Consider the following 16777-nt stretch of genomic DNA (forward strand, 5'->3'; position numbering starts at 1 on the left):
GGCTAAATATTTTTAGTCCAAGGCCGTTAACATCATGTATGAACATGAACATGGATATGCGCCTGAATATGGGGCGGAACGGGAAAGCTAGGATATAACATGGGTAACGGTATTTTCGGCATCGGCCTCAGTGCGCTCCAAGCTGCTCAGCAGGGGTTACTCGTTGCCGGGCACAATGTCAGTAATGCAGCCACGCCGGGTTATACCCGGCAGCAGATTATTCAGTCCACCGGCGGGGCGCAAGCTACCGGTAGCGGATATATCGGCCGGGGCGTGCAGGTCGATACAGTAAGACGCGTGTACAACGAATTCCTGGTCAATCAGGTCACACAGGCGAAAACCGAATCCACCCAGCTCGATACCCACCTTGCTCAAATGAAGCAGATCGACACCCTGCTGGCGGACACGAGCGGGCGCCTCGGCCTGTCGCCTGCACTACAGGAGTTTTTCGGGAGCGTGCAGGATGTTGCCACCAGTCCGTCGGATGTGGCGGCGCGGCAGTCCATGTTGTCCAATGCAGAGGTGCTGGTGCGACGGTTTCAGTCGCTGAACGACAGCCTCGATGAGATTCGCGATGGGGTGAACGCACAGATCGAGAATAGCGTTTCACTGATCAACACGCTGGCGGCAAGGATAAGTGAGCTGAACGGCACCATCAGCCTGGCGGAGAGCAGCGCAGGAGGGCAACCCGCAAACGATCTGCGGGATCAGCGCGATGAACTGGTCACGCAACTGAACGATCAGGTCCGCGCCAAGGTCGTTGAACAAGGCGATGGCGGCTACAGCATATTTATCGGCACAGGTCAGTCCCTGGTTGTGGGTTCAACGGCTTTCCAACTCGCAACCACGGCTTCTCCGATTGACCCCCGCCGCCTTGAAGTGGCTTATGTTTCCGGAGGCAACAGCATCCCGGTCAAGGAATCCAGCCTGGATGGCGGCAAGTTGGGCGGCCTCTTGCAATTTCGCAGAGGTGAACTCGATGCTGCCCGAAATGGACTGGGGCGCGTTGCGATTGGCTTGGCGGCCACCTTCAATGACCAGCACCGGTTGGGGCAGGATATACAGGGTAATGTGGGCGCCGATTTTTTTACTTTGCCGGAGCCATCGGTAAGCGCGTCAACCCGCAACACCGGCAACGCAATCATGGCCGCCGAAATTTCGGATCCCCGCAATCTTTCCACCAGCGATTATCGCCTGCGTTACGACGGGGCCGATTACACCTTGACGCGGCTCAGCGATGGCGCCGTGCAAACGTTTGCCGCGTTTCCGCAGACTGTGGACGGTGTGCGCTTGAGCCTTACCTCGGGGACTGTTGCCGCAGGGGATGAATTTATCATCCGGCCGACTGCAAACGGAGCGGGTCAGATTGAGGTGGCGATACAGGATACCAATCTGATCGCCGCCGCCGCACCGATCCGGACCGATGCGCCAACCACCAACACCGGCACCGGACGCATTACCGCCGGCACTGTCAATGTACCGCCGCCAACAGATGCAAACCTAAGAGAACGGGTTACCTTTACTTTCACGAGCGCCACGACTTTCGATGTGAGCGGCGCCGGGACCGGCGATCCAACCGGCGTCACATTCAGTCCCGGCAGTTCAGTCAGCTATAACGGATGGACGGTGCAGATTACAGGTTCGCCCAAGCCGGGCGATACATTTACCATCGGTCCCAATTCCAGCGGTGCGCTCGATAACCGCAACGCCTTACTGCTGGGTGCGCTGCAAAGTACCAAAACCCTCGCTGGCGGCACGGCGAGCTACCAGAACGCTTATGGGCAAGTTGTCAGCCTGGTGGGTTACAAGACCCGTGAACTGGAAGTAACCAGTGCTGCCCAGGCGTCCCTGCTGAGCCAGGCCCGGGCTTTGCAGCAATCGGAGTCGGGCGTGAATCTGGACGAGGAGGCCGCCAATCTGCTGCGCTACCAGCAGGCGTATCAGGCCGCCAGCAAGGTGATACAGACCGCGAACCAGATGTTCGACGCTCTGCTTGATATAACAAGGTAACGAACCGGCTGCGCAGACGCTTTACAGGTAAGGCAAGAAGGATCGGATAGAGATGGAATCAGCATAGGAGAGGTCACGAATGCGCGTCAGCAGTAATACCAGCTATGAATTAGGGATTGCGGCCCTAAACCGCCAGCAGGCTACACAAGTGAAGAACCTCGAGCAGATAAGCAGTGGGCGGCGCATCCTTACGCCGTCTGATAATCCCGCCGCTCATGTCCGCGCGCTGGAGGTCTCCCAGGCGGATGCGGGCAATACACAATATGCTTCAAACCGCCAGCAGGCAATGGCAGGCTTCGGCATGCTGGAATCCATCCTCGGCGACGTAACGAACTTGCTGCAGAATGCGCAGGAACTTGCAGTGTACGCGGGGAACGGCACGCTTACCGGCAGCGGACGCAGCGCGATCGCAACCGAACTGCGCGGCAATCTGGATGAATTGATGGGGCTTGCCAACCGCACCGATGGGAACGGACAATATCTGTTTTCCGGCTTCCAGGCAGCGACCAAGCCGTTTGCCGATACGGGCAGTGGGGTACAGTATTTTGGCGATGAGGGCGTGCGCATGGTCCAGGTCAGCGCTTCGCGCCAACTCGGCGTGAACGAGTCCGGACGAGAAGTCTTCGAGCGAATTCCCGCCTCGGGAGGCGGGTACCAAAGCATGTTCAAGACGCTCTCCGATCTGATCGGCATACTCGAGACGCCTCAAACTGATGCCGCCGGCAAAGCCGCGTTCTCGACTGGCCTGAGCGCTGCCCAGGGCAATTTGTCCAACGCACTGGACAATGTATTGCGCGTTCATGCATCGGTGGGCACGCGCATGAAGGAAGTGGACACGCTCAATGAGAGTGGTGACGATTTGACCATCCAGTACGCACAACAGCTATCAGAGCTTCGGGATGTCGATTACGCCAAGAGCATCAGTGATCTGACCCAGCAGCAGGCCTATCTGGAGGCAACACAGAAGGCGTTTTTGAAAATTCAGGGGCTGTCGTTGTTCGATTACATACGGTAATGCCGCGCCCGCTGAATCGCCGCCGCAAGGTGCCTCGGCTACGGCCCCTCATGAGCCTCCCTTGAGGCTAGGCTTGGTGCCGCTGGAAAGTGAATTCATCAGGATTGGCCAGATTAAACGAGGCACTTGGAATAAGCAGCCATTGAATTCTGTACCACATGGCATAAGCGTACAGTCTATTTCTATTCTTATAGTACCGTGCGGTGCCGCCACTGCGTTTAAGCAATATTGTTGATCTGGATGCTGAACGGCCCCTCACCTGCCGCTATCGCGAGGGTGTTACGGAGAGATATTGCCGCCGGTCCAGCGATGATCGCGTGTGCGCTCGTACTGAATGTTGCCACCGTTGTTCCACCATCCGTGGACCTGGTTATAGATCGCGGGAATTTTAGGTGGTCTCAAGATCATGAACTATGCTCCTTTACTGCGCAAGCGTCGTAGTCCACATCGTGCATGGGAGAGCGGGAATTCAAGAGAAACAATCTCGTTAATTTCACAGATTGGATTCCGAACTCGATCGCCGAAGCTGTTGCCTGAGATTCATAATTGAGTACTCTCGCGTTCTTATTCAGATACCGTATATATCTTTGATCATCTGCGCCATTGGGGTATCGAGCGCAGTGATTGTGGCTAATCCAAGCTCATGCGCGGCAGTGATCCTATGGCGCCCGTCCGATGTCCTGATCTTCATTTCCTCATTGGGCATAGCGAAAATAATTGGTTCGACCTGATTTTGCATCATTAGACGGACGGCAGGACTGCGGGCATAGGTCATTGTTCGCATAATTTGGATGTAGCGTTCTACCGCCGGACGGTAAATATTGTGGTCCCTTTGATTCGGATCCCAGTTCTCCCATAGACCGGGTACGTTAATTATCACGCGCATTGTTGCTCCATAAAAAGCCAAATATCCTTCGTTTGACTTCGGCGACTCTAAAACAAAGGTGTAGATGACATTAGATAATGAAATGCCTGAATCCGTTTTTCACCCGGATTATTTCCCGGCATGAATTTGCATCCTTTCCTTGCAGCGCTTTCCGTACAGTGGGTGGAGGAAAAGGAAAGAAACCCGGTAACCCACTGGCTTTAGCCAGTGGGTTACCGGGCTTGCCTTTTGGATATATCCTTCCCTCATCAACGTCGGACACGGCAAAATTGTGCCCTGATAACGGGCCGTTATAGCACGGACGAGGATAAACTACTACCCTGACGGAATAATGGATAATGATGAGCTGCTCTTAAACACCGCAGCAGAGTCGGCCATGTTATTGAGGAATGTTACTGCATCATTTCCTGCCGCCGGGTTCATTTTTTCTCGTGGCTTGAATGGTTCCCGGACGTTTCTTTGCGTGCGTTTTGACAGCTACAGCATTATCGCGCGAGGTGCGATCTGAGTGCTCAAGTGGAATATAATGGCAGTTATGAACAATGTATACTCTGCTGTTGAGCCAACACGTGCCGAGATCGATTCACTGAATGGACCCGCTCTCCTGGAGTTCGGTGCTCCCTGGTGTGGCTATTGCCGAGCCGCGCAACCGCTGATTGCCTCGGCCTTGTCCGAACATCCACCCATACTCCATATCAAGGTCGAAGATGGCAAAGGACGTCCTCTTGGACGTTCCTTCAGGGTTACGCTCTGGCCGACCCTGATCTTCCTGAATCAGGGCAAGGAAATCGCCCGGCTGGTCCGGCCTGCCGATTCTGCGGCGATCAGCGAGGCTTTGGATAAATTAAGCAGATTGCCATGATTGTTCGCATCCCGGGCTCGCCCCGCAAAACAGTATCTGCTCCGTAAATCCTGGAATTCTATGAGCAATAGCACATCCTCCAATTCGAATGCCGGCGTCTACCTGATCGATGCCGATACACTCAGATGCGAATACGCCAATAGAACTGCCCAGTTCGATCTGCAATACTCGATGGCTGAATTGCGGGAACTGATGCCACGCGATGGAGAGCCTGCGTTTGTTACCGGGAGCCTGCTGCCATTGCTTGCTCCATTACTTGCGGATGAAGAACAGGAAATAGAGGGTGAAACAAGCTTCAGGCGCAAGAACGGCGCTACTTTTCCGGTGTCGGTGCGCTTGCTTTTATGGCGAGGTCCGGACAAATCGTTGTTTATCATCATCGCCAGAGAGATCACCGGGGACATCAGGACTCTGCGGAAACGGGATGAGGAGCAACTGGAAGGGCGAACGGCTGCGACATCGACAGGGATTGGTGAAGCCCAGCCGTTGGCGATCGTGGCCAACTCACCCGGCATGGTATTTCAATATATACAGGGCGAGGACGGCGGGCATTTCATCCCGTTCATCAGCGATCAGTGTATCAATGTGCTCGGCATCGAAGTCGAGAGACTGAAGGCGGACCCCGCACTGCTAGTGGATCTTGTGCTGCCGGAAGACCGGGAGAGCTTGCGCAGCTCAAAGGCGCAGTCAGCGGCAAGTCTGGCAATTTGGAATTGGGAAGGCCGCTTGTGGATAGAGTCCTACGGTGACGTAAAGTGGGTGAGTCTGCGCGCCAGCCCCCGCCGGGAGAAGGGTGTAGGCGTGATCTGGGAAGGAATTATAATCAATGTCACGCAAAGCAGGCTTAGAGAAAAAGAACTCAAGGAATCCCACAAACGGCTCAAGGAAATGTCAGCGCACGCCATGGCGGCAAGAGAACACGAGCGTATCCGCATCGCACAGGAGATCCACGATGACCTGGGGGGCAATCTCACAGCCATCAAGATCGATCTCGACTGGCTTGCCCGCCATATTGGCAGCGGTGGCGATAATCTCCCCCTGTTGGCAAAAGTCCGTACTGTCTCCCAGATGGTGGACCGTACCATGCATTCAATCCAGCGCATTTCACGTGACCTGCGTCCTGGAATAATGGATTTCGGCATCGTCGCCGCTATCGAATGGGAGGCAAAGGAATTCGGCAAGCGGCTAGGCGTCCCGTGCGAGGTGGAATGCTCTCAGCAGGATATTGACCTGGAGCCCGATATGGCAGTTGCCGTATTTCGCATTTTTCAGGAGGCTCTCACCAATATTACGAAGCATGCGCGGGCCTCCCGTGTTTGGGTTCGGCTGGAGATGACATCAAGACTGAATCAGAAGCAGGGAGTGAATCAGAAGCAACTGGAGATGGAGGTACGGGACAACGGCTGTGGGATCAGCCTGACAGATCTCAGGAAACTTGATTCATTCGGGATTCGCGGCATGGTCGAGCGCGCAAGCTTTCTCGATGGAAAACTGACTGTCAGCCGAGGGCAGGAGGGCACGCTGGGAACAACCGTGCATCTGGCCATTCCGCTTGTGCCGGTACCCGAGCCAGACATTGTGCGATCGGTCATGGAATTGAAGGCGCCGCGGTCATGAATGTTCTGATCGTGGACGACCACGCCATCGTCCGCCAGGGTTTGCGTCAAATTTTGCTGGAAAGCGGTAAGGTCATGCAGATCGGGGAAGCTGGGTGCGGTGGCGAGGCGATGCGGCAGATACGCGAGGCTGAGTGGAACGTCGTCGTGCTGGATATCTCCCTGCCGGACCGCAACGGCATCGAGATCCTGAAGCAGATCAAGAAAGAATGCCCGAAAATTTTCGTTCTCATGCTCAGCATGCATGAAGAGGGCCTGTACGCAATTCGGGCGTTGAAGGCTGGCGCATCCGGTTATCTCACCAAGCAAAGCGCGCCGAGCGAACTGATGGCGGCGATCCAGCAAATTTCGAGGGGGCGCAAGTATCTTACGACGACGTTGGCTGAAGCGATGGCCGACAATCTTGGTGCTGGTCATGACTGTCCGCTTCACGAAACGTTATCCGATCGCGAATACCAGACCCTGCGCCTGATTGCCTCGGGCAAAAGCCTGACAGATGCGGCTGAGGAAATGTGTCTGTCGGTCAAGACTGTCAGCGTCTACCGAAGCCGATTGCTGGAAAAAATGAAACTCAAGAACAACGCTGAATTGACCCACTACGCCATCAGGAACGGTCTGGTCTGATTCTGCTTGTCAGGGGAAATACCAGGATTTCGATCATTCCCTTTAGTCCCTGCAGTAGCCCCTGTAGTAGCCCCTGTAGTAGCCCCCGAGCTCCAATCCACTCTGACGGTAGCGTATTTATCCTGCCCTGGGGCGCGTGTGCGCCGATATATATACTGCCTGCTCATGATCAACAGGTGTCGGCACATTCTTGTTATCGCGTCGACAACCCCTCGTCTCGTTTCAATAGCTTCTGGAGCAAATCGGGAAATACGGCGCGAATTGCTATTTAATCGTCAAATTGCATAGCCTGCTGCTCCCTTATCATTCTCCCCATGATTATTGCTCATTTAGTAGCGACTACGGACGGCGTAGCGGCATGAGGAAACACGCTTTCCTCATTGCTCAAGGAGGCTGCCTTCCGCCTGGTAGCCCAACCTTGAATCTTGCGCCTCCTGCGACATGAAGGAGGCCCGAAGGCATTGCGCAAAAAAACCTGACTAGCCTGTTAAATGTTTCTCCTGAGCCTCCGTTAATAAGCATAACAGCGGTTGATCAGTCTCGGATATCGGGACGAGCCGAAGTTAACGCTGTGAGGCGTATCCCATAAAACTTAGTCAAGGAGATTTACATGGCTGCAATTATCAACACCAACGTGATTGCGTTGAATGCGCAACGCAATCTTAACAGCTCACAGAACGCGCTTGCTACCACACTGCAACGCCTGTCCTCCGGCCTGCGCATCAACAGCGCCAAGGACGATGCCGCAGGGTTGGCTATTTCGGAACGCATGACTTCGCAGATTCGTGGCCTGAACCAGGCGGTCCGCAATGCCAACGACGGTATTTCCATGTCGCAGACAGCCGAAGGCGCGCTGGGAGAAATCGGCAACAATCTGCAACGTATCCGGGAGTTGGCCGTGCAATCGCGTAATGCGAGCAATAGCGTAAGCGACCGTACCGCACTCAACAATGAAGTTCAGCAGATCAAGGCAGAAATCGACCGCGTGGCTTCGACGACCGCTTTCAACGGCATCAAGCTGATCGATGGCAGTTTTACCAATCAGGCATTCCAGGTCGGCGCCAACGTCGGCGAAACCATCAACATCACCAGCCTGGCCAATGCGCAGAGCGCGTCCCTGGGCACCACCACCACCTACACAAGCAGCGTGACCGGCGTTGCCCCCTCAGCCTTCACAGCGACAACGGACGACATCGCGGCGGGTGACCTTACAATCAATGGCGTGGACGTGGGCGCCATAGCCGCCGCTGGCACGGCTCCCCTTCAGGGGGCAGCAGTCGCAGCGGCAATCAACCTGGTGACAAGTACATCGGGCGTTACCGCTGCAGCCGATGCGGCTGGCCTGGTGACGTTGACCAGCACTTCCAGCGCCGGCATTACCGTGGCCTTCAGTGGGGCGGCCAACACGGCGCGAACCGGCCTGACCGCCGCCACGACCGCGGCAACAGTAGGCAGTACCGTCGGTTTCGCATCGTTGGCCATCGACACTACGGCTGGCGCCGACTCTGCAATTGCTTCGATGGATTCCGCGTTGAGTGCGCTTAATGCGGCACGGGCCGACCTGGGCGCATATCAGAACCGCTTTTCCTCCGCGGTTTCGAACCTGCAAACCACTGCAGAGAATCTGTCCGCCTCCCGCAGCCGTATCGTGGACACCGATTTCGCCGCTGAAACGGTCGTCCTCTCCAGGAACCAGGTGCTGCAACAAGCTGGAACGGCAATGCTGGCTCAGGCTAATGCACTGCCCCAAAGCGTGTTGTCATTGCTGAGAGGTTAATCGGGTTATTTGGTTGGGCGTCAGGAAATCCGGGGCAGTGTCTTGGCCCCGGATTCCTTTTACTGAAACTCATGAGGGGTTTTAACAAGTGCGAGTCAGACGCAGCCTGAACCGCACGGTATCCGGCAACCGCATGGACCCCCACAATCGCGCCAATCAATACGTATCCATTGCATTTCAGGTCGTAATGGATAGTAAAACGTAATGGCAGCCAGGAGATAAGCGTGGGTATTACAGCATCAGGTCTGGGCTCGAGCCTTGACGTCAATGGCATCGTCAGCCAGTTAATGGCAGTTGAGCGGCAACCGCTCGCGCTGCTGGATCGTCGTGAATCAGATTACAAGGCAAAGCTATCCGCGTATGGGACACTAAAAGGCGCGTTGTCCGCATTTCAATCCACAATGCAGGGGCTTGCGGACCCGGCCAAGTTCCAGGCTGTAAAGGCCAGTTCAGGAGACAATTCGATATTTACCGCCACTGCCGGCACAAATGGCAAGGCGGTACCGGGCAGCTACTCGGTGGAAGTGCAACAGTTGGCGCAACAGCAAAAAGTCCATTCAGAGGGTTTTGCGGAAATCAACAGCATGGTCGGTAGCGGCACCTTGACCTTCCAGTACGGTAATTATGATAGCGGTGTGAACGCTTTTACCCTGAATAGCGAAAAATCCGTGGAAACAGTAACAATCGACCCATCCAACAATACGCTTTCTGGCGTGCGTGACGCGATCAACGCGGCCAATATCGGCATTAGCGCGACTATCATCAACGACGGCAGCAGTAATCGGCTGGTATTGAGCTCAAAGGATGCGGGTGCCTCAAACAGCATCAAGATCACGGCGAGTGATGACGATGGCGCCAACCTGGATACCAGTGGCTTATCCCGCCTTGCTTTCGACCCGGCCGCTGCGGCTGGTGCGGGAAAGAATCTGACCCAGGCCCAGGCGGCTCAGGACGCCAAGCTCCAGATCGATGGAATCGCCATCAGCAAGAGCTCGAATACGATTACCGACGCGATCGAGGGCGTGACACTCAATCTGCTTAAAAGCAACATCGGCAGTCCGGCCTCACTTGAGGTGGCGCGCGATAGCGCGGGTATCAAGGCGTCAGTGGAAGCATTCGTCAAATCGTACAATACCGTCAACCAGACGCTCGCAGATCTCAGTTCCTACAACACGGCGGCCAACAGCGGTGGGGTACTGCAGGGCGATTCGGCAGCGCTTTCAATCCAGCGATGGCTACGCGCCACGGTATCAGCCTCAGTGGGAAACCCGAGTGGCACCCTTACTTCGTTATCTCAAATTGGTGTCGCCTTTCAGAAAGATGGCAGTCTGGCACTGGACGCAGCCAAACTGCAAACCGCAACTGATGCCGGTCTTGACCGTATCGCAAGCCTCTTCGCTGCGCGCGGCAAGCCCGCGGACAGCCTGATTGCTTATGAGGGCGCGAGCACCCGGACTGCCGCCGGAAATTATGCAATAGAGATCACCCGGCTGGCTGCCATGGGCAGCCTCACGGGTAGCCAACCGGCAGGGCTGACCATTACCGCGGGTGTCAATGATCAATTGAATGTCACGATTGATGGCGTTGCAGCCAGCATTACGCTGGCTGCCGGGATTTATGCATCGGCCGATGCGCTGGCTGCCGAAGTGCACAGCAAGTTGAACGGGGCTGCCAACCTGACAACGGCAGGCATCTCTGCTGTCGTTTCGCAGTCGGCCGGCGTGATAAGTATTACATCCTCGCGTTACGGCTCTGCCTCCAGCGTGACCGTACCCGGCGGCAATGGGGCTGCGGATCTGCTGGGTGCGAGTCCAACGGCAACGCCGGGAACAGATGTTGCTGGCACCATTAATGGCGTAGCCGCGATGGGGACAGGCCAGTTACTAACGGCTGTGGAAGGGGAGGCCGCAGAGGGCTTGCGCCTCATCATAAACGGTGGCCCGCTGGGCGCGCGAGGTGTGGTTGATTTCTCTCGCGGTTACGCCGACAGGCTGAACAAGCTGGCGGAAGATCTGCTGGCGAATGACGGAATCATTGCCACCCGCCTTGATGGAATCAACGCCAGCATCAAGGATATCGATCGCCGCCAGGAAGATTTTATCAAGCGCCTTGACATGACCGAAGCGCGCTACCGCGCGCAGTTCACTGCGCTGGACGTGATGCTTAGCAGCCTGAACCAGACCAGTCAGTTTCTCCAGCAGCAACTGGCAGCCTTACCGAAGAATAATTCAGATTCCTGAACGAAGGGTAGTCCCTGAAGGAGCAGTCACAATGTATACAACATCACGCAACGGCGTAAACGCCTACGCCCGCGTTGGCCTTGAAACCGGCGTTATCGCAGCCAGCCCGCACAAACTCATCCTGATGCTGTTCGAGGGTGCCCAGGTGGCGCTGTCTTCCGCCCTTGCCCATATGAGGAGCGGCGAGATCAAGGCCAAGGGAGAAGCCGTTTCCAGGGCCATTGCTATCATCAACTCCGGCCTGCAAGCCAGCCTGGACATCAAGGCTGGCGGCGAACTGGCACAGCAGTTGAATGCCCTCTACGATTACATGGGCCACCGCCTGTTATTGGCCAATTTGCACAACAAACCGGAATATATCGAAGAAGTTGCTCGCCTGCTAGGTGAATTGGGGGAAGCGTGGGAAGCGATTGGCAAATCCTCGCCAGCTAATGGGGATTCCGGTTCCTCATCCTCCCCGGCTCCCGTTCTCGCTGTCAACGGTTTGGGAAAAGCGTGAATACGATGAGCAGTGCGGAAGTCCTTGCGGCGTTTCAGTCCATTTCCAGTTTTACCGGTGAGATGAAGGAAGCAGCCCGAGCCGGCGAATGGGATAGATTGGCGGTGCTTGAGCGGTGTTGCGCCGGCGTGGTAGCGCAACTCAAGGCTGTGCCCCCTGTGAGGCTCACGGCTCGCATGCAGCGTCAGAAAGTCGAGCTGATTCGCAAAATTCTGGCCGATGATGCAGAAATACGCGTTTACACGGAACCCTGGTTGAAGCACGTGCAGACTTTGCTTGGCAACGCCGGAATGGCCCGTCGAGTGCACCGGGCCTATGATAACACGGGCAGGTAATCATCCGGGCACAGGGCGGACAGTACGGGGAATAATGCAACGGATAGTGCAACAGCATAGTATATAACTCGTAAAAATATCGAAAATGGCTGCACTCAACGCGCTCAATGCGATAGTTTCCGCCCGCCCGAGCGGTTCATCCGCCCACCGGCAGGCGAGTTACGCCTTTCTGACGGCACTCCAGCCAGGTCAGCAATTACGGGCAAGAGTGCAAGCTGGTTTTTCCAACGGGGAGTTTTCCGTGGCGCTGGATACACCGGATATGGCGGAGAACCCGCTAATGCACATGAAGCTGCCCACCGGAACGCGACCCGGCGATGCGCTGAACCTGATTTTCGTCTCCCGGCATCCACGGCCTGCATTCATGCTCATGACCAGTACTTCGTCCCCCACGGCAATTTCCGTTCCGCTGAGCGAAACAGGTCGCTTCATCAGTGGCTTGCTAGGACATTCGGCCTTCCCGAACAGCCGGGCCACGTTGTCCGGGACAATTCCTTTGCTTTCAGCGCCACCGGCAGACGGTGTTCAACTGGCTCGAAATCTGGCCGGCGCGTTAGGTTTTAGCGGTTTGTTTTATGAATCTCATCAGGCACAGTGGGTAGCCGGTTCCAGGCTGCTGGGAGATTTGCTGCTTGAGCCACAAGCGCCCCTGTCCGGGCTGCGTCCACGCCTGGCTGATACGAATGCCCAGGCGAGTGGGTCCAATACGCCAGGGATGAGGCGTGATATTGCCACCGATGGCCATGCACCGGTTCATCCCGACGCCCTCGATTTGGTGCGGCAGCAATTGGATGTTTTCGAGACACGGCAGATAAGCTGGCAAGGTTTGGCGTGGCCCGGACAGCCCATTGAATGGGAGGTGGCCGAGGAAAAGCGCTCGGCGCCCGCTGAATCCGACGAGCCCGATGAATCAGGCCAGGCCCAGGCAGCCTGGCAAACCCGCTTGAACCTGGCCCTGCCTAATCTGGGGCAAATCTCCGCCAGCCTGCGGCTCGACGCTCATGGAGTGGAAGTGCGGTTAATCGCGGAGGAGCCTGTCACGGCGTTCATGTTGCGCGCCGGTGCAGCGCCGCTGGTGAGCGGATTGGAATCCGCAGGCATAAAGCTGCTGGGGATAGGAGTGGATCTGGATGAAGAAGACGGAGCGAAATAAGGCGCGAGAAGTCGCAGTGGCGCTGGCTTACCGGTCAGGCCGAACTGCGCCGCAGGTTGTCGCCAAGGGCCGCGGCCTGATTGCCGAGACCATCATCAGCGAGGCACGGGCGCATGGTATCTACGTGCACGAGTCGCCAGAACTCGTATCCCTGCTGATGCAGGTGGATCTGGATCAATATATTCCCCCGCAGCTGTATCGCGCGGTGGCGGAACTGCTCGCCTGGCTTTACAAGATGGAGACCAGAATGGAAACCAAAATGGAAATTTCGGCGCTTCCCCGTGCAGATTAGGTATTCCGTTATTCGATGCGCCGCATGTTTTAGCTCCATTCGCTCATCGACCCGCAAGACCGTTCTACAAGCTGGATTCATTAATCAACAAAGGATGGCAAGCTGCTGATTCACCATCAGCGGTTGATGCGTTGCGCTCCGCTTCATTCATCCTGCCAGAGCTACGCTGAAAGCGCTTTTTATACCGGCATATTCATGATGTCCTGGTATGCCGTTACCAGCTTGTTGCGCACTTGCACGGTATATTGGAACGAGATCGAGGCTTTCTGCATCGAGATCATGGCCTCGGTAAGATTTGCCTCGGGTGTGCCCAGTTCGAAATCCCGTGCAAGCTTCGCCGCGTGCTGCTGGGTGTTGTTGACCTGGTCCAGCGACTTCTTGAGCACTGTAGTGAAATCAACGCTCCCATTCCCGCCGGTATCCGATATCGTCGAAGCTGAAGCCGTTTTTCCGGCTGCGCGCGCGGCCCCGGTCTGCAGCTGGGCGAGCAATGCGTCTATTTTCGATACATCCATCTTGGGCTCCGCCATCAACACTTTTTTGGAAAGGTTGCACGATACCAGCCACAAGCTCGAAACCATGCACTGAAATAACCGGAAAACCCGCTTTTATTCCTTGTTTTAAAACCGCCGCGTATGTTGATAATGCTCAAATTCCTTTAAACCTGCGGTGACCCAGACTCGGCCCCGAATATGACGATCAATAAAAAATCCTTTTCGATTCTCCTTGAATCTCCGGAAACAACGTCATGGCGGTAGGGGCGGAAGCTATCGCGGCCGTCCCGGCGGGCGAGGTTCAGAATTTTGCTCAGGGTTTTCTGGCCCGGTTGTCCAGCCAGCAGAAAATGGGGCTGATGCTGGGTGTCTCGGCCATTATTGCACTGCTGGCGGGCGGGTGGATGTGGATTCAGACACCTGACTACAAAGTGCTTTTCAGCAACGTGTCAGACCGTGATGGAGGCGCCATCATTGCGTCCCTCCAGCAAATGAATGTGCCGCACAAGTTTGCGGAAGGCGGAGGCGCGATTCTCGTGCCCGCCAATCAGGTCCACGATATCAGACTCAAACTGGCCGCGCAGGGCTTGCCGAAAGGCGGGCTGGTAGGTTTCGAGCTGATGGAAAATCAGAAGTTCGGCACCAGCCAGTTTCTTGAACAGGTCAACTTTCAGCGTGCATTGGAAGGCGAACTTGCCCGCTCAATCCAGGCGCTTGCGGCAGTGGATACCGCACGGGTCCATCTCGCCATGGGCAAGCAATCGGTATTCATGCGCGAACAGCAGAAGCCCAGCGCATCGGTTCTGGTAAACCTCTACCCGGGGCGTGTACTCGACCCGCAGCAGGTGAACGCGGTTATGCACCTGGTTTCGAGCAGCGTTCCGAACTTGCCTCTCAGCAATGTCACGGTAGTGGATCAGCAAGGCAACCTGTTGAGCAAAACCGATGAATCGGATACCGGCACCGGTTTGAATCCCAATCAGTTGAAGTATTTATTGGCGCTGGAGCAGAGTTATATAAGACGCATCGAGGCCATCATAGCGCCCATCGTCGGCAAGGAAAATGTCCACGCTCAAGTTGCCGCGGATGTTGATTTTGCTCACTCCGAGCAGATGGATGAAATCTACAAGCCCAACCAGGACCCGGGCAGTTCCACGATACGCAGCCAGCAGACCTCGGAATCAGCCAGCAGCAGCCAGGTGGAGGGCGGGGTGCCAGGCGCGCTTTCCAATCAGCCGCCCATGCCGGCAACAGCGCCCATTACTACGCCGCCGGGCTCGCCCCTCAGCCAGACCCCAACTACCAGCGCCGCCCCGCCTGTATCGCCTGATGCGCAGACAAACAGCCCCCGGCCGCCATCCAACACGCGCAAGGACGCCACCATCAACTATGAGGTGGACAAGAGAATCCAGCATGTCCGAAAACCTGTGGGGGGAATCAGGCGGCTATCCGTCGCGGTGGTGGTTAATCATCGCAAGATAACGGATCAAAATGGAGCCGTCAGCAGCGCCCCCCTGACCGAATCCCAAACGGCACAGATTACCGATCTGGTAAAAGAGGCAATGGGTTTCAGCAAGGAGCGCGGCGATACTTTGAATGTGGTGAATAGCCCATTTAGCGAGATGCCTCAGGAAATCACGCCCGAGCTCCCGCTCTGGAAACAACCGGAAATGATCGAGCTTGCCCAGCAGGCAGCAAAGAATTTGCTGATCGGGGGATTGGTTCTGTATCTGGTGCTGGGTGTATTGCGTCCGATGCTGAAACGTACGAATCAACCACCGGTTCCATTGCTGACCGAACCTGCCGAGGAAAAAGAGGATCAATCCGAGCAACCGGCGCCCGCTTTGAAGCAAGTGCCGCAATTCTCTCAGTATGAACAGAACCTGGCTTTTGCCAAGCAATTGGCCAGAGATGATCCAAAGGTGGTGGCAAACGTGGTCAAGCATTGGGTAACCGGCAATGAATGAGGAAGGCATCAACAAGGGTGCGATTCTGCTTTTGTCGCTGGGCGAGGACGAAGCAGTAAAGGTACTCAAGCATCTCAATCCTCTCGAGGTGCAGAAACTGGGTATGGCGATGGCAAAACTCAAGAATGTGAGCCAGGAGCAGGTCGATATCGTCCTCCAGGATTTCTGTAGCCGTGCTACCGGAGAAACACTCTTGCTTGATTTCGATTCCGAGAGTTATGCCCGCACAGTACTGCAAAGAGCTTTGGGCGAGGATAAGTCCACCGATATTATCAGCCGCATCCTGGAAGGCAGCGATACCAGCGGTATAGAAGGCCTTAAGTGGATCGACTCGCAATCGGTGGCGGAACTGATCAAGGGTGAGCACCCGCAGATCATCGCCACCATCCTCGTGCATCTGGACCGCAACCAGGCAAGCGACATTCTGGGGCAACTCCCCGAGGAGCTGCGCAACGACGTGCTGCTTCGCATCGCCACGCTGGAGGGAATTCAACCCTACGCACTGCGTGAACTTAACGAAGTGCTGACGGACCTGCTTTCGGGCAGTGAAAATATCAACAAGAGCCCAGTGGGTGGAATTCGCACGGCAGCGGAAATCATCAACTTCATGGGTAGCGCAGCCGAGAGTTCCGTGCTCGGCAATTTGCGCGAGTTCGACGAAGACCTCGCGCAAAAAATCATGGACCAGATGATTGTCTTCGAGAACCTGATGGACATTGACGACCGTGGTATTCAACTGGTACTTCGAGAAGTCGAGTCCGGTTCGCTCGTCATCGCACTAAAAGGCGCCGCAGAGGAATTACGCGAAAAGATCTTCAGAAATATGTCCAACAGGGCCTCGGAAATGCTGCGCGAAGACCTGGAAGTCATGGGCCCGGTGAGGGTAAGCGAGGTGGAGGCACATCAGAAGCAAATATTACAGATTGTGCGACGGCTTGCCGATGAGGACCGGATTGCGTTCGGAAGCAAGAGCGAAGAGAGTTACATCTAGATTTAACCCCTTTCCT

General features: G+C 55.8%; 17 protein-coding genes. 14 read left to right on the forward strand and 3 right to left on the reverse strand.

From position 1 onward, the window contains the following. Positions 1-99: 99 nt before the first annotated feature. Both flgK and flgL read left to right on the forward strand, forming a co-directional pair. Positions 100-2010, forward strand: coding sequence for a flagellar hook-associated protein FlgK (flgK, locus tag BMZ14_RS02725; RefSeq protein ID WP_074794332.1), 1911 nt, complete (start codon positions 100-102; stop codon positions 2008-2010). 79 nt (positions 2011-2089) lie between these two features. Next, the gene (gene flgL / locus BMZ14_RS02730) at positions 2090-3025 is read left to right on the forward strand and encodes a flagellar hook-associated protein FlgL (protein WP_074794335.1); all 936 of its coding nucleotides are present in this window, start codon (positions 2090-2092) and stop codon (positions 3023-3025) included. A 279-nt stretch (positions 3026-3304) separates the two neighbouring features. On the opposite strand, the gene BMZ14_RS15350 is transcribed toward flgL, so the two are convergent. Both BMZ14_RS15350 and BMZ14_RS02735 read right to left on the reverse strand, forming a co-directional pair. Continuing rightward, entirely contained in the window at positions 3305-3433 is a 129-nt protein-coding gene (locus tag BMZ14_RS15350) for a hypothetical protein (RefSeq protein ID WP_256208337.1), read from the reverse strand. A 160-nt stretch (positions 3434-3593) separates the two neighbouring features. After that, positions 3594-3911: a hypothetical protein gene (locus BMZ14_RS02735; protein WP_074794338.1), complete on the reverse strand. Its 318-nt coding sequence runs from the start codon at positions 3909-3911 to the stop codon at positions 3594-3596. A 331-nt stretch (positions 3912-4242) separates the two neighbouring features. Between BMZ14_RS02735 and BMZ14_RS15220 the strand changes: the two genes are divergently transcribed. The 10 genes from BMZ14_RS15220 to BMZ14_RS02780 all read left to right on the forward strand — a co-directional run bounded on the left by BMZ14_RS15220 (position 4243) and on the right by BMZ14_RS02780 (position 13309). After that, positions 4243-4419 carry a hypothetical protein gene (locus BMZ14_RS15220; RefSeq protein WP_218144960.1) on the forward strand — a complete coding sequence of 59 codons (177 nt, stop codon included), beginning with the start codon at positions 4243-4245 and terminating at the stop codon, positions 4417-4419. Between the two features lie 27 nt (positions 4420-4446). Next, positions 4447-4773 (forward strand): thioredoxin family protein, encoded by a 327-nt coding sequence (locus BMZ14_RS02740; protein ID WP_074795492.1) that lies wholly within the window; start codon positions 4447-4449, stop codon positions 4771-4773. A 60-nt stretch (positions 4774-4833) separates the two neighbouring features. Further along, positions 4834-6390 (forward strand): PAS domain-containing sensor histidine kinase, encoded by a 1557-nt coding sequence (locus tag BMZ14_RS02745; protein ID WP_256208339.1) that lies wholly within the window; start codon positions 4834-4836, stop codon positions 6388-6390. After that, entirely contained in the window at positions 6387-7013 is a 627-nt protein-coding gene (locus tag BMZ14_RS02750) for a response regulator (RefSeq protein ID WP_074794340.1), read from the forward strand. Before BMZ14_RS02745 ends, BMZ14_RS02750 begins: the two co-directional genes overlap by 4 nt. A 610-nt stretch (positions 7014-7623) precedes the next feature. After that, complete coding sequence (locus tag BMZ14_RS02755; protein ID WP_074794343.1) at positions 7624-8790, forward strand: flagellin; 1167 nt, start codon at positions 7624-7626, stop codon at positions 8788-8790. A gap of 224 nt (positions 8791-9014) precedes the next feature. After that, positions 9015-11030 (forward strand): flagellar filament capping protein FliD, encoded by a 2016-nt coding sequence (fliD, locus tag BMZ14_RS02760; RefSeq protein WP_074794346.1) that lies wholly within the window; start codon positions 9015-9017, stop codon positions 11028-11030. Between the two features lie 31 nt (positions 11031-11061). Continuing rightward, on the forward strand, positions 11062-11529 hold the full coding sequence (gene fliS / locus BMZ14_RS02765; protein ID WP_074794349.1) for a flagellar export chaperone FliS: 468 nt from the start codon (positions 11062-11064) through the stop codon (positions 11527-11529). 5 nt (positions 11530-11534) lie between these two features. After that, the gene (locus BMZ14_RS02770; RefSeq protein ID WP_074795496.1) at positions 11535-11864 is read left to right on the forward strand and encodes a flagellar protein FliT; all 330 of its coding nucleotides are present in this window, start codon (positions 11535-11537) and stop codon (positions 11862-11864) included. 85 nt (positions 11865-11949) lie between these two features. Then, positions 11950-13017, forward strand: a complete 1068-nt coding sequence (gene fliK, locus BMZ14_RS02775; protein ID WP_074794352.1) for a flagellar hook-length control protein FliK — start codon at positions 11950-11952, stop codon at positions 13015-13017. Then, positions 12995-13309 (forward strand): EscU/YscU/HrcU family type III secretion system export apparatus switch protein, encoded by a 315-nt coding sequence (locus BMZ14_RS02780; RefSeq protein WP_074794355.1) that lies wholly within the window; start codon positions 12995-12997, stop codon positions 13307-13309. Before fliK ends, BMZ14_RS02780 begins: the two co-directional genes overlap by 23 nt. A gap of 179 nt (positions 13310-13488) precedes the next feature. Here the strand turns inward: BMZ14_RS02780 and fliE are convergent, their stop codons facing one another. Further along, a complete protein-coding gene (gene fliE, locus BMZ14_RS02785; protein WP_256208340.1) occupies positions 13489-13839 on the reverse strand; it encodes a flagellar hook-basal body complex protein FliE in 351 nt (116 codons plus the stop codon). Between the two features lie 218 nt (positions 13840-14057). On the opposite strand from fliE, the gene fliF reads away from it, so the two are divergent. Beyond that, the gene (gene fliF, locus BMZ14_RS02790) at positions 14058-15770 is read left to right on the forward strand and encodes a flagellar basal-body MS-ring/collar protein FliF (RefSeq protein ID WP_074794358.1); all 1713 of its coding nucleotides are present in this window, start codon (positions 14058-14060) and stop codon (positions 15768-15770) included. Then, positions 15763-16761, forward strand: coding sequence for a flagellar motor switch protein FliG (gene fliG, locus BMZ14_RS02795; RefSeq protein WP_074794361.1), 999 nt, complete (start codon positions 15763-15765; stop codon positions 16759-16761). Before fliF ends, fliG begins: the two co-directional genes overlap by 8 nt. The last annotated feature ends 16 nt before the right edge of the window (positions 16762-16777 follow it).

This window comes from Nitrosospira briensis (genome assembly GCF_900115125.1).
Lineage (GTDB): Bacteria > Pseudomonadota > Gammaproteobacteria > Burkholderiales > Nitrosomonadaceae > Nitrosospira > Nitrosospira briensis_A.

Coding starts and splice junctions, on each gene's coding strand:
- BMZ14_RS02735 (WP_074794338.1), bottom strand. CDS start 3,911: ATGCGCGTGATAATTAACGTACCCGGTCTATGGGAGAACTGGGATCCG.
- flgL (WP_074794335.1), top strand. CDS start 2,090: ATGCGCGTCAGCAGTAATACCAGCTATGAATTAGGGATTGCGGCCCTA.
- BMZ14_RS02780 (WP_074794355.1), top strand. CDS start 12,995: ATGAAGAAGACGGAGCGAAATAAGGCGCGAGAAGTCGCAGTGGCGCTG.
- fliF (WP_074794358.1), top strand. CDS start 14,058: ATGGCGGTAGGGGCGGAAGCTATCGCGGCCGTCCCGGCGGGCGAGGTT.
- fliS (WP_074794349.1), top strand. CDS start 11,062: ATGTATACAACATCACGCAACGGCGTAAACGCCTACGCCCGCGTTGGC.
- flgK (WP_074794332.1), top strand. CDS start 100: ATGGGTAACGGTATTTTCGGCATCGGCCTCAGTGCGCTCCAAGCTGCT.
- fliK (WP_074794352.1), top strand. CDS start 11,950: ATGGCTGCACTCAACGCGCTCAATGCGATAGTTTCCGCCCGCCCGAGC.
- fliE (WP_256208340.1), bottom strand. CDS start 13,839: ATGGCGGAGCCCAAGATGGATGTATCGAAAATAGACGCATTGCTCGCC.
- BMZ14_RS02755 (WP_074794343.1), top strand. CDS start 7,624: ATGGCTGCAATTATCAACACCAACGTGATTGCGTTGAATGCGCAACGC.
- BMZ14_RS02745 (WP_256208339.1), top strand. CDS start 4,834: ATGAGCAATAGCACATCCTCCAATTCGAATGCCGGCGTCTACCTGATC.
- BMZ14_RS02770 (WP_074795496.1), top strand. CDS start 11,535: ATGAGCAGTGCGGAAGTCCTTGCGGCGTTTCAGTCCATTTCCAGTTTT.
- BMZ14_RS15220 (WP_218144960.1), top strand. CDS start 4,243: ATGGATAATGATGAGCTGCTCTTAAACACCGCAGCAGAGTCGGCCATG.
- fliG (WP_074794361.1), top strand. CDS start 15,763: ATGAATGAGGAAGGCATCAACAAGGGTGCGATTCTGCTTTTGTCGCTG.
- BMZ14_RS15350 (WP_256208337.1), bottom strand. CDS start 3,433: ATGATCTTGAGACCACCTAAAATTCCCGCGATCTATAACCAGGTCCAC.
- BMZ14_RS02740 (WP_074795492.1), top strand. CDS start 4,447: ATGAACAATGTATACTCTGCTGTTGAGCCAACACGTGCCGAGATCGAT.
- BMZ14_RS02750 (WP_074794340.1), top strand. CDS start 6,387: ATGAATGTTCTGATCGTGGACGACCACGCCATCGTCCGCCAGGGTTTG.